The following is a 12,122-nucleotide window of genomic DNA, read 5'->3' as shown; positions in this document are numbered from 1 at the left end:
AGAGCTCAGCGAGCTTTAACCGGTTTTTCACATTTACTCCGGATAATTCCGATGTTTATGGTTCGCGGATCCGAAATTCGTGTGCTATTACCATTGGCCGAGCTTCTGGAATCTGTGTGATGGACGCCCACTCCCTACCCAAACCTCACCCCATCCACCGCCTGCGTTTGCGCATGCGCTGGTACTCCTGGCTGCTGCTGGCCGGCGTGATCTGCTATGGCGTTGCCAGTGTCATGCACTGGGATGATCGTGGCGCGCTTTGGGTTCAGGAAGGTTTTGTCAGCAGCGCCGAGCGCAACGCCAGCGTCTGGCTGCCCAGCTACCGGGCGGTCATCGATGCCAAGGCCCTGCCGGGGATGGAGCGCGATGAAGCCTCCGACCTTGCCTACAATCCGCAAACCAAAACCCTGTTTTCAGTGATGGGCAAGAATCCGTTCCTGGTGGAGCTGACCCTGCAAGGCGACGTCCTGCGCAAAATGCCGCTGGTGGGTTGGAGCAATCCGGAAGGGGTGGCGGTCCTGGAAAACGGCCTGCTGGCGATCGTCGATGAGCGCCAGCACTCGCTGGTGATCGTCAAGGTCGATGCCAACACCCAAGCGCTGAACATCGCTGATTTCCCCCAATACGACCTGGGCCCTTCGAAAGACCAGAACAAGGCGTTCGAAGCCATCGCCTGGAACCCGCGCAAGCAGCAACTGCTGCTGGGCGAGGAGCGTCCTCCGGCGCTGTTCACCTGGAACAGCGATGGCAGTCAGGTGCTCAAGGGCGACAAGCAGAAGCTGGCCAGCGACGAACTCGACCTGCGCAACCTGTCGGCCCTGGGCGTCGACCCACGTACCGGTCATGTGTTGGTGCTGTCCGCCGACTCCCACCTGCTGCTGGAGCTGGACGAGCAGGGCGAGCAAGTCAGCTTCATGGCCCTGCTCGGTGGCTTCAACGGCTTGAAGAAAACCATTCCCCGGGCCGAAGGCGTGGCCATGGATGACGCCGGCAACCTGTACATGGTCAGCGAACCCAATCTGTTCTACCGCTTCGAGAAGCAGTGAATCCCGGGCTCGGCCCCCGAGCCGGGCCGTCCCGCGCATTAAGCTTGAATTCAGTCGGCTGTGATATTTCATTCGCCTGTCCTGATTTCGAGCCTGCCCGCCATGTATCGCCTGACCCGTCTGCAACCCCTCTACCTGATTCTCGGCCTGATGGCCGTGCTGCTGGCGGCGTTTGTCCACAACCACCGCTTGTGGCAGCGCGCCTGGTTCGACTGGCAAGCCTACTGGCAGGTGGCGGCCCCTGAATCGCTGGGGCTGGGCGACTATCGGGCGGTGCTGGAGGCGCAGCCGATCAAGGGCCTGGACGAAGTCTCGGCGCTGACCTACGACCCCTTGCGCAATAGCCTGTTTACCGTGACCAACAAGAATGCCGAGCTGGTCGAGCTGTCCCTGGACGGTCAGGTCCTGCGGCGCATCGCCCTGGTGGGCTTCGGCGATCCGGAGGCGGTGGAGTTCATCAGCGCCAATACCTACGTGATCAGCGACGAGCGTCAGCACCGGCTGATCAAGATCCAGCTGGATGACGAAACCACCGTGGTGGATGCGGCAGAGGCCGAGCAGATCACCCTCGGCGTGCACCTCTCGGGGAACAAGGGCTTCGAAGGGCTGGCTTACGATTCAAAGGGCCAGCGGTTGTTCGTCGCCAAGGAGCGCGACCCGATGCTGATCTATGAAGTACAGGGCTTTCCCCATCACGATCCGGAAAAATCCTACGGCGTGCACGTGCTGAATAACCCCAAGCGCGATGCCGGACTCTTTGTGCGTGATCTCTCCAGCCTGCAATACGACGAGCGCAGCGGCCATCTGCTGGCCTTGTCGGACGAGTCGCGGTTGGTGGTGGAGCTGGACGTGGACGGGCGCCCACTCAGCACCCTGGCCCTGGGGCGGGGCCGCCAGGGTTTGAGCAAAGCGGTGCCCCAGGCCGAAGGAATCGCCATGGATGACGCCGGCAGCCTGTACCTGGTGAGCGAGCCGAACCTGTTCTACGTCTTCAAGAAATCGACCCAATAGACACTGGCGGGTGCAGGAGCGGGCTTGCCAGCGAAGAGGCTCAAGAGCGCCTTCACCCGCCCGCTGGCTCCTACGCCCGGCCGGCTCAGGCCTTGAGGGTTTTCACCCCTTCAGCGGTGCCCAGCAGCAGTACATCGGCAGGGCGTGCGGCGAACAGGCCATTGGTGACCACGCCGACGATGGCGTTGATCTGGCTTTCCAGTTCCACCGGGTTGGTGATCTGCATGTTGTGCACGTCGAGGATGATGTTGCCGTTGTCGGTGATCACGCCTTCGCGGTACACCGGGTCGCCGCCCAGTTTCACCAGCTCACGGGCCACGTGGCTGCGGGCCATCGGGATCACTTCCACCGGCAGCGGGAAGTTGCCCAGCACCGGCACCAGCTTGCTGGCGTCGGCGATGCAGATGAAGGTCTTGGCCACGGCGGCGACGATCTTTTCCCGGGTCAGGGCGGCGCCGCCCCCCTTGATCAGGTTCAGGTGCTCATCGCTTTCGTCGGCGCCATCGATGTAGAACTCCAGGTCGCTCACGGTATTGAGTTCGTACACCGGAATGCCGTGGCCCTTGAGGCGTGCGGCGGTGGCTTCGGAGCTGGCCACGGCGCCGTCGAAGGCACCCTTGTGCAGGGCCAGGGCATCGATGAAGCAGTTGGCGGTGGAGCCGGTGCCGACCCCGACGATGCTCTTGTCATCGAGTTTCGGGAGGATAAGGTCGACGGCGGCCTGGGCGACAGCCTGTTTGAGTTGATCCTGGGTCATGCGGGCTCCGAAGCGGGCAAGGGGGGCACAAAGGCCGGCATTATAGGCGCCGCGGCAGATCAGGTCATTGCCCGTTTGGCTAATCGGCCGGGGTGGACGGGCCGTTCGCATGGCGGGGAAGGGGTGGCGAGGGCGCCGGCTAAAACCTCGGTATTCGTGTGGTCGCCCGGGCAAACGCTGGGTTAGACTCCTTGGCCCTGCCCAACCCGCTCAGTGATGCTTTCCGATGCTCGAACAGTACGTCAAGAAGATCCTCACCTCGCGCGTTTATGACGTTGCCGTAGAAACCCCATTGCAGACTGCCCGCCAGCTCTCCGAGCGGCTGGGCAATCAGATCTGGCTCAAGCGCGAAGACTTGCAGCCGGTGTTCTCGTTCAAGATCCGTGGCGCCTACAACAAGCTGACCCAGCTTAGCGACGCCGAGCGCGCCCGTGGCGTGGTCACCGCGTCGGCCGGCAACCACGCCCAGGGCCTGGCCCTGGCGGCCAAGGTGCTGGGGGTCAAGGCCACCATCGTGATGCCCAAGACCACCCCGGAGATCAAGGTCGAAGGCGTGCGCTCCCGTGGCGGCAAAGTGGTGCTGCACGGCGATACCTTCCCCGAGGCGCTGGCCTATTCGCTGAAGCTGGTGGATGAAAAGGGCTACGTCTACATCCACCCCTACGATGATCCCCACACCATTGCCGGGCAGGGCACGGTGGCCATGGAGATTCTGCGCCAGCACCCGGGGCCGCTGGACGCCATCTTCGTTCCGGTCGGTGGCGGCGGGCTGATTGCCGGCATCGCCGCCTATGTGAAGTACCTGCGCCCGGAGATCAAGGTGATCGGCGTCGAGCCGGACGACTCCAACTGCCTGCAGGCGGCCATGGCCGCGGGCGAGCGTGTGGTGCTGCCGACCGTGGGGATCTTTGCCGACGGTGTGGCGGTGGCGCAGATTGGCCAGCACACCTTCGATATCTGCAAGCACTATGTGGATGAAGTGATCACGGTCAGTACCGACGAGATCTGCGCCGCAATCAAGGATATCTACGACGATACCCGCTCGATCACCGAACCTGCCGGGGCCCTGGGAGTGGCCGGGATCAAGAAGTACGTCGAGCAGCGCGGCATCAGTGGGCAGACCCTGGTGGCCATCGATTCCGGGGCCAACGTCAACTTCGACCGCTTGCGCCATGTGGCCGAGCGCGCCGAGCTGGGTGAGGGCCGTGAAGCCATCATCGCCGTGACCATTCCCGAGAAGCCGGGCAGCTTCAAGGCGTTCTGCGAGGCGGTGGGCAAGCGCCAGATCACCGAGTTCAACTACCGCTACAACACCGGCAGCGAAGCGCACATTTTCGTCGGGGTGCAGACCCACCCGGAAAACGATCCGCGCAGTGCCCTGATCGCCAGCCTGACCGAGCAGGGCTTTCCGGTGATCGACCTGACCGACAACGAACTGGCCAAGCTGCATATCCGCTACATGGTCGGTGGCCATGCCGAGAAGGTCAGCGACGAAGTGGTGCTGCGCTTCGAGTTCCCGGAGCGTCCGGGTGCGCTGTTCAACTTCCTCAACAAGCTGGGCGGGCGCTGGAACATTTCGATGTTCCACTACCGCAACCACGGCGCGGCGGACGGCCGGGTGGTGGCCGGCCTGCAAGTGCCGGCCGAGGAGCGTCACCTGGTGCCGGCGGCCCTGGAGCAGATCGGTTATCCGTACTGGGATGAAAGCGACAACCCGGCGTACCAGCTGTTCCTGGGCTGAACGACTACGCTGAGGAACGGAGCCTTAAGGAAGCGAGAACATGGAAACACTGACCACGCTGAAGACGCTTCATGTACTGGCCACGGTGCTGCTGTTGGGCAGCGCCCTGGGGCTGGCGATCTGGGTCTGGCGCCTGCGTCGCCAGGGCGATGCCACGGTTTACAGCCGGGTATTGCAGCGTCCGGGGCTGTTCGGCTGGTTGCTGCTGGCCATCGGACTGCTGAGCCTGCCGTTCAGTGGCTGGTGGATGGTGCATCGGGTGGGCTGGCCGCTGGGCCAGGCCTGGCTCCTGGGCTCCAGCGTGCTCTATACCCTGGGTGCCCTGGCCTGGCTGTGGCTGATGGTGCGACTCAATCGCCTGCGGCGGGCCAAGGCCGCCAGCGGCCTGACCTTCACCCTGGTGCTGGCGGTGTTCAGCCTGGTGTGTTTTGTCGCCATAGCCGGCCTGATGGGCGCCAAGCCGGTCTGATCCCGGCGTGAACCTTAAGGATTGCCATGAAGGTTGTTCTGGTGGGGGCCACAGGGTTTGTCGGCCGCCATCTGCTGGCGGCACTGCACGCCGCCGGTCATCAGTTGATCGCCACCAGTCGTTATCCACAGCCGCGCGGCCTGCCGGGGGTGGAATGGCGACAACTGGACCTCGATCGCCTGGGGCATGAGCCCCAGCCCTTTGTCCTGCCTGCCGATACCGATGTGCTGATCAATGCCGCCGGGTTGTTGAGCACCGATGCCCGGGCGCTGACCCTGACCCAGGACCTGGGCACGCGTGCCCTGTTCGACCTGGCGCAGGCCCGTGGCGTGCGGGTGCTGCAGATTTCCGCATTGGGTGCCGGCACCCAGCCCCATGTGCCATTTCTGGCCAGCAAGGCCGCGGCGGATGATTACTTGCTGCGCTCGGGTATTGCGGCCGTGGTGCTGCGGCCGTCGCTGGTGCTTGGCGCCGGCGGTGCCAGCAGCGGCTGGCTGGCGAAGATGTCGCCCTGGCCGCTGCTGGGGTTGTTGTCCACCCAGGCGCAGATGCAGCCCCTGCATGTCGAGGACTTGAGCGCGGCGGTGCTGGCGCTGCTCAGGCAATGGCCGCAGGAATCCATGGTCCTGCCCCTGGTCGGCCCGGAACGCCTGACCATGGCGCAGTTGCTGGATCGCCTGCGGGCGGCCCAGGGCTGGGCCCCGGCCCGTTACTTCCAGTTGCCTTCGATCCTGCTCAGGCTGGCGGCTGGCGCCGGTGATCGCCTGGGCTGGCGCGCCTTGAACCGACAAAGCCTGGCCATGGCCCGCACTGACAACCTGGCCGATCCGGAGGTGCTGGCTTCGGTCTGCGGTTATCACGCGGCGCCCCTGGCGGCCCGCCTGCAGGCCTGGCCGCAGGCGGCGCAAAGCACCCAACTGGCCCTGCGGCCGTTGCTGCTTGCGGTGATGGTGTTGATCTGGCTGGGCACGGCGCTGGTGTGCATCGGCCCGGGCTACGATTGGGGCCTGCGGATCATGGCCGAGGCCGGCGTACAGGGCGTCTGGGCGGCGCTGGCGGTGATCGCGGGCTCGCTCTGCGACGCCGTGCTGGGTGTCGGCCTGCTGCTGCGACGCTGGCGCCGTCGGGCCTTGCAGGCACAGTTGGGGCTGATGCTCGGCTACACCCTGATCATCAGCCTGATCCTGCCGCATTTCTGGTTTGACCCTTATGCCGCCGTGGCCAAGAACCTGGTGCTGATGGTGGCGACTCTCTGGCTGTTGTGGACCGAACCCCGTCGATGAGCGCTTATCTGCTGTTGAAAACCCTGCATATCCTGTCCTCGACCGTGCTTTTCGGCCTCGGTGCCGGCTCGGCCTATTACGCCTTGCGGGCCTGGCGCAGCGGCCGGGTGGAAGTGATTGCCGTGACCTTCAAGCACCTGGTGTTCGCCGATTGGGCCTTTACCGCCACCACGGCGGTGTTCCAGCCGTTGAGCGGCCTGGGACTGGTGCACCTGGCGGGCTGGCCGATCCAGCAGGCGTGGCTGCTGTGGAGCCTGGGGCTGTATGTAGTGGCCGGGCTGTGCTGGCTGCCGGTGGTCTGGTTGCAGATCCGGGTGCACAAGATGGCCGAGCAGGCATTGCATGACGGGGTGCCGATGCCGATCCGGGCCAACCTTTATATGCGCTGGTGGTTCGCCCTGGGCTGGCCGGCGTTTCTGGCCTTCATGGTGATTTTCTACCTGATGGTGGCCAAGCCGGTGTAGGGCCTGTCGCTGGCAAGCCGGCGAATGCAGCCGGCTCGCCGACGAGTTGGTCAATCGCGCAGGCTGATGACCTGCCATCCGCGTTTCTCGGCTTCGGCCCGCAGGTTCGGGTCGGGATCGACGGCCACCGGGTTGCTGACTTGTTCCAGCAGCGGCAGGTCATTCATCGAGTCGCTGTAGAAGTAGCTGTCTTCCAGGTCGTGGCCGGTTTCTTCCAGCCAGCGCTTGAGGCGGATTACCTTGCCTTCGCGGAAACAGGGCACGTCGGTGCTGCGCCCGGTGTAGCGGCCCTCATGCATCTCGCATTCGGTGGCGATCAGGTGTTCGACCCCCAGGCGCTCGGCGATCGGTGCGGTGATGAAGCGATTGGTGGCGGTGATGATCACCAGCTTGTCGCCGGCCTCGCGGTGCTGATCCAGCAGCGCTTGGGCCTTGGGCAGGAGGATGGGCTCGATGCAGTCGCGCATGTAGTCGCGATGCCATTGTTCGAGCACGGCCATTTCGGTGCGGCCGAGGATTTCCAGGCAGAAGTTCAGGTACGCGGCGTTGTCGAGTTGGCCGGCCAGGTAGTCCTGGTAGAACTCGTCGTTGCGGGTCTTGTAGGCGACGGCGTCGAGGAAGCCCCGCTCGCACAGGTAGTCGCCCCAGGCGTGGTCGCTGTCGCCGCCAAGAAGCGTGTTGTCCAAGTCGAATAAAGCCAGGCGCATTGCAGTTACTCACTGAAAAGTCGCGGAAAAAGGTGCCCAGAATACGGTCTTTTCACAAGAGTGCACATAAGCTAAGCAGCCTCGTTGCTGCATTCCCAAGCTTTGTGGAACAATGCGGCGACATGCGTTTGCGAGGTTGTAGCCGTGATCGACCCCGATGGTTTCCGCCCCAATGTCGGGATCATTCTGACCAATGATGCCGGACAGGTGCTATGGGCTCGCCGTATCAATCAAGATGCCTGGCAGTTTCCTCAAGGTGGGATCAACCCCGACGAGACGCCGGAAGACGCCTTGTATCGCGAGTTGAATGAAGAAGTGGGGCTGGAGCGCGAAGATGTGCAAATTCTCGCCTGCACCCGGGGCTGGTTGCGCTATCGTTTGCCGCAGCGTCTGGTCCGAACGCACAGCCAGCCGCTGTGCATCGGCCAGAAACAGAAATGGTTTCTCCTGCGCCTGATCTCCAACGAGCAGCGGGTGCGGATGGATTTGACCGGTAAACCGGAATTCGATGGCTGGCGCTGGGTCAGTTATTGGTATCCGTTGGGCCAGGTGGTGACATTCAAGCGCGAAGTGTATCGCCGCGCTCTCAAAGAGCTTGCCCCGCGCCTTTTAGTGCGCGACTGACGACGGAGTTCGACCCCGAGCCATGCTCAATACGCTGCGCAAGATCGTCCAGGAAGTTAACTCCGCCAAGGATCTCAAGGCGGCGTTGGGGATTATTGTATTGCGCGTCAAAGAGGCCATGGGCAGCCAGGTCTGCTCGGTCTATCTGCTGGACCCGGAAACCAACCGTTTCGTGCTGATGGCCACCGAGGGCTTGAACAAGCGCTCCATCGGCAAGGTCAGCATGGCCCCCAACGAAGGCCTGGTAGGCCTGGTGGGCACCCGGGAAGAACCCCTCAATCTGGAAAACGCCGCCGATCACCCGCGCTATCGCTACTTCGCCGAGACCGGTGAAGAGCGTTATGCCTCGTTCCTGGGGGCTCCGATCATCCACCACCGTCGGGTGGTCGGGGTGCTGGTCATCCAGCAGAAGGAGCGTCGCCAGTTCGACGAGGGCGAAGAAGCCTTCCTGGTGACCATGAGCGCCCAATTGGCCGGGGTAATTGCCCATGCCGAGGCCACCGGTTCGATCCGCGGCCTGGGTCGCCAGGGCAAGGGTATTCAGGAAGCCAAGTTCGTCGGCGTGCCCGGTTCCCCTGGTGCCGCGGTGGGCAGCGCGGTGGTGATGCTGCCGCCAGCCGACCTGGACGTGGTGCCGGACAAATACATCACCGACATCGATGCCGAGCTGGCGCTGTTCAAGACCGCGCTGGAAGGGGTGCGCGCCGATATGCGCGCGCTGTCGGAAAAACTCGCCACCCAGTTGCGCCCGGAAGAGCGCGCGCTGTTCGACGTCTATCTGATGATGCTCGACGACGCTTCCCTGGGCAGCGAAGTGAAGACCGTGATCAAGACCGGGCAATGGGCCCAGGGCGCCTTGCGCCAGGTGGTCACCGATCACGTCAATCGTTTCGAATTGATGGACGACGCCTACCTGCGCGAGCGCGCCTCGGACGTCAAGGACCTGGGGCGCCGGCTCCTGGCCTACTTGCAGGAAGAACGCCAGCAGACCCTGGTCTACCCCGACAACACCATCCTGGTCAGCGAAGAACTGACCCCGGCCATGCTCGGCGAAGTGCCCGAAGGCAAGCTGGTGGGGCTGGTGTCGGTGCTGGGTTCGGGCAACTCCCACGTGGCGATCCTGGCCCGGGCCATGGGTATTCCCACGGTGATGGGCTTGGTGGACCTGCCGTATTCCAAGGTCGACGGCATCCAGATGATCGTCGACGGCTACCACGGCGAGGTCTACACCAACCCCAGCGAAGTGCTGCGCAAGCAGTTCGCCGATGTGGTCGAAGAAGAGCGACAACTGGCTCAGGGCCTGGACGCCTTGCGCGATCTGCCGTGCGTGACGCCGGATGGGCACCGCATGCCGTTGTGGGTCAACACCGGTCTGCTGGCCGACGTGGCCCGCGCGCAGAAGCGCGGGGCCGAGGGCGTTGGCCTGTACCGCACCGAAGTGCCGTTCATGATCAACCAGCGCTTCCCCAGTGAAAAAGAGCAGCTGGCGATCTATCGCGAGCAACTGGCGGCATTCCATCCGCAACCGGTGACCATGCGCAGCCTGGACATCGGCGGCGACAAGTCGCTGTCGTATTTCCCGATCAAGGAAGACAACCCCTTCCTTGGTTGGCGCGGCATCCGTGTGACCCTCGACCACCCGGAAATCTTCCTGGTACAGGCCCGGGCCATGCTCAAGGCCAGCGAGGGCCTGAACAACCTGCGCATCCTGCTGCCGATGATTTCCGGCATCCACGAGCTGGAGGAGGCCCTGCACCTGATTCACCGGGCCTGGGGCGAAGTGCGTGACGAAGGCACCGACGTGCCCATGCCGCCGGTGGGGGTGATGATCGAGATTCCGGCGGCGGTGTATCAGACCCGGGAGCTGGCGCGCCAGGTGGACTTCCTCTCGGTGGGCTCCAACGACCTGACCCAGTACCTGCTGGCGGTGGACCGCAACAACCCACGGGTCGCCGATCTCTACGACTACCTGCACCCGGCAGTGCTGCAAGCCCTGCAGAACGTGGTGCGCGATGCCCATGCCGAAGGCAAGCCGGTGAGCATCTGCGGCGAGATGGCCGGCGATCCGGCGGCCGCGGTGCTGCTGATGGCCATGGGCTTTGACAGCCTGTCGATGAACGCCACCAACCTGCCGAAAGTGAAGTGGATGCTGCGCCAGATCAGCCTGAGCAAGGCCAAGGAACTGCTGGACGAGATGATGACCATCGACAACCCGCAAGTTATCCACAGCTCGCTGCAACTGGCCCTGAAGAAGCTCGGGTTGGCGCGGATGATCAATCCGGCTTCGAGCAAGACCTTGTAATCGCGGCGTTTTCTTCGCCGGCAAGTCGGTTCCTGCAGGAGCCTTCTTGCCGGCGAACGCTTCAGAGCTTCAGCTCGACCTCCCCCAGATGCCCGCCATAAGGGCCAAAGCTGCGTTCGACCAGATGCCGCGAGCCGTCGGCGTTGACGATCAGCGCGGTGCTGGCCCGTGTGCCGTAGCTGGGGCTGGCGATGAATACGCTGGACAGCAGGCTTTCCGTGGCCAGCCCCACCCCGGTGTCCGGCAACTCGGCGAAGGGTGCAGTCTGCGGATCGCTCAAGAGCGCCAGCAGCGCCTGGGGCTTGGGGTCATCCATCACTTCTTGCAGCGCCGCTCTGGCCTTGAGCAGTTTTGGCCAGGGCGTGTTGAGCCCGGCATTGGACAGGCCGTAGACGCCGGGCTGGAGCAATTGGGGCTCCAGGTCCTGGGCGTTGTAGTGCCACAACTGATCGCCGGTGCCCAGTAGCAGGTTGAAGCCGGCGTACTCCACCGAACGGCCGACTACATCGCGCAAGTAATCTTCCAGGGGCATGCCTCCGGCGAGAAAGCGCGCCACCAGTTCGCCCCGGGAGCGCCGCGCGGGCGGTTGGTGCGGGTTGCGGATGTTGGTCAGGGCGGCAAATCGCCCGTCGGCACCAACCCCAAGCCAGGTGCCGCCTGCCTCCAGGTCACGTCCGGCGTGGATCTGCGGCGACTCGGGCCATTGCCCCAGGGGCAGGCTGGGGCGAGCGTAGAACTCGTCACGGTTGGCCGCGACGATCAGTGGCTGGGCGTGGCCCGGCCTCCAGGCGAAAACGATCAAGCACATTGAGGTGGCCCCCTGGGTGTTTTTGCTCACTCTACGCACACAACCCCGGGGTATCCATCGCCATCCAGTGGAGTCCGGGGCGGCGCATCCGTTACCATGCCGCTCTCATTTTCGGATGCTCCCATGGAATTTCTGCTCTATCTGCTGTTGGGCGCCTGTGCAGGCGTGCTGGCCGGGCTGTTCGGCGTGGGCGGCGGGATCATCATCGTCCCGGTGCTGGTGTTCAGTTTTACCCTGCAAGGCTTCGATGCCTCGGTACTGACCCATCTGGCGGTCGGCACCTCCCTGGCCAGCATCATCTTCACCTCGGTCAACGCGGTTCGTGAGCACCATCGGCGCGGCGCGGTGCGTTGGCCGATCTTTGCCTGGATGGCCGCAGGCATCCTGCTGGGGGCCGGCTTCGGTGCGCTGACGGCGGAAGCCATTTCCGGCCCGCATCTGCAGAAGATCATCGGCGTCTTTGCCCTGCTGGTGGCCCTGCAGATGACCCTGGAACTCAAGCCCAAGGCCAGTCGCCAGGTGCCCGGCAAATTGGGCCTGGCCGCGGCCGGTGGGGTGATCGGTTGGGCCTCGGCGATCTTTGGCATCGGTGGTGGCTCGCTGACCGTGCCGTTTCTCACCTGGCGCAGCGTGCCGATGCAACAGGCGGTGGCCACCTCTTCGGCCTGTGGCCTGCCCATCGCCCTTGCCAGTGCCTTAAGTTTCATGATTCTGGGCTGGCATGATCCGCTGCTTCCGGCTCATAGTCTCGGCTTCGTGTATTTGCCGGCGCTGTTGGGCATTGCCCTGACCAGTATGGTGTTCGCCCGTATCGGCGCGCGCCTGGCCCACAGGTTGTCGCCGCGCCTGTTGAAGCGGATGTTCGCCGCGCTACTGTTTTGCGTGGGCATCAGCTTCCTGTTCTGAGTGA

At 63.9% G+C, this 12,122-nt stretch carries 12 protein-coding genes; 9 read left to right on the top strand and 3 right to left on the bottom strand.

Translation table 11 applies throughout. The features are described 5' to 3' along the window. Positions 1 to 119 precede the first annotated feature (119 nt). Positions 120 to 1,046: an SdiA-regulated domain-containing protein gene (locus POS17_RS28935; RefSeq protein WP_060841593.1), complete on the top strand. Its 927-nt coding sequence runs from the start codon at positions 120 to 122 to the stop codon at positions 1,044 to 1,046. A 102-nt stretch (positions 1,047 to 1,148) separates the two neighbouring features. Then, entirely contained in the window at positions 1,149 to 2,057 is a 909-nt protein-coding gene (locus POS17_RS28930) for an SdiA-regulated domain-containing protein (protein WP_060841592.1), read from the top strand. Between the two features lie 85 nt (positions 2,058 to 2,142). Here the strand turns inward: POS17_RS28930 and rpiA are convergent, their stop codons facing one another. Beyond that, positions 2,143 to 2,814 carry a ribose-5-phosphate isomerase RpiA gene (rpiA, locus tag POS17_RS28925; RefSeq protein ID WP_016963479.1) on the bottom strand — a complete coding sequence of 224 codons (672 nt, stop codon included), beginning with the start codon at positions 2,812 to 2,814 and terminating at the stop codon, positions 2,143 to 2,145. Positions 2,815 to 3,040: 226 nt separating this feature from the next. On the opposite strand from rpiA, the gene ilvA reads away from it, so the two are divergent. From ilvA to POS17_RS28905, 4 genes are read left to right on the top strand one after another with little or no spacing between them, the layout of a single operon-like run. Next, positions 3,041 to 4,555: a threonine ammonia-lyase, biosynthetic gene (gene ilvA / locus POS17_RS28920; protein ID WP_060841591.1), complete on the top strand. Its 1,515-nt coding sequence runs from the start codon at positions 3,041 to 3,043 to the stop codon at positions 4,553 to 4,555. 40 nt (positions 4,556 to 4,595) lie between these two features. Beyond that, a complete protein-coding gene (locus POS17_RS28915; RefSeq protein WP_060841590.1) occupies positions 4,596 to 5,024 on the top strand; it encodes a DUF2269 family protein in 429 nt (142 codons plus the stop codon). Positions 5,025 to 5,050: 26 nt separating this feature from the next. After that, positions 5,051 to 6,307, top strand: a complete 1,257-nt coding sequence (locus POS17_RS28910) for an SDR family oxidoreductase (RefSeq protein ID WP_060841589.1) — start codon at positions 5,051 to 5,053, stop codon at positions 6,305 to 6,307. Next, positions 6,304 to 6,771: a DUF2269 family protein gene (locus POS17_RS28905; protein WP_060841588.1), complete on the top strand. Its 468-nt coding sequence runs from the start codon at positions 6,304 to 6,306 to the stop codon at positions 6,769 to 6,771. The genes POS17_RS28910 and POS17_RS28905 overlap by 4 nt, the downstream gene beginning before the upstream one ends. Positions 6,772 to 6,821: 50 nt before the next feature. Here the strand turns inward: POS17_RS28905 and POS17_RS28900 are convergent, their stop codons facing one another. After that, positions 6,822 to 7,478: an HAD family hydrolase gene (locus POS17_RS28900; RefSeq protein WP_060841587.1), complete on the bottom strand. Its 657-nt coding sequence runs from the start codon at positions 7,476 to 7,478 to the stop codon at positions 6,822 to 6,824. A 144-nt stretch (positions 7,479 to 7,622) separates the two neighbouring features. Here POS17_RS28900 and POS17_RS28895 point away from each other — a divergent pair, with 144 nt between their 5' ends. Then, positions 7,623 to 8,102: an RNA pyrophosphohydrolase gene (locus POS17_RS28895; RefSeq protein WP_011064073.1), complete on the top strand. Its 480-nt coding sequence runs from the start codon at positions 7,623 to 7,625 to the stop codon at positions 8,100 to 8,102. Between the two features lie 22 nt (positions 8,103 to 8,124). Continuing rightward, positions 8,125 to 10,404, top strand: coding sequence for a phosphoenolpyruvate--protein phosphotransferase (gene ptsP / locus POS17_RS28890; protein WP_060841586.1), 2,280 nt, complete (start codon positions 8,125 to 8,127; stop codon positions 10,402 to 10,404). Positions 10,405 to 10,465: 61 nt separating this feature from the next. Here ptsP and POS17_RS28885 read toward each other — a convergent pair whose 3' ends face one another. Then, positions 10,466 to 11,212, bottom strand: a complete 747-nt coding sequence (locus tag POS17_RS28885) for an NRDE family protein (protein WP_060841585.1) — start codon at positions 11,210 to 11,212, stop codon at positions 10,466 to 10,468. 123 nt (positions 11,213 to 11,335) lie between these two features. Between POS17_RS28885 and POS17_RS28880 the strand changes: the two genes are divergently transcribed. After that, positions 11,336 to 12,118, top strand: coding sequence for a sulfite exporter TauE/SafE family protein (locus tag POS17_RS28880; protein ID WP_060841584.1), 783 nt, complete (start codon positions 11,336 to 11,338; stop codon positions 12,116 to 12,118). The last annotated feature ends 4 nt before the right edge of the window (positions 12,119 to 12,122 follow it).

Source organism: Pseudomonas sp. Os17 (assembly GCF_001547895.1).
Taxonomy (GTDB): Bacteria; Pseudomonadota; Gammaproteobacteria; order Pseudomonadales; family Pseudomonadaceae; genus Aquipseudomonas.
This window is presented reverse-complemented; position numbering and strand designations above follow the sequence as displayed.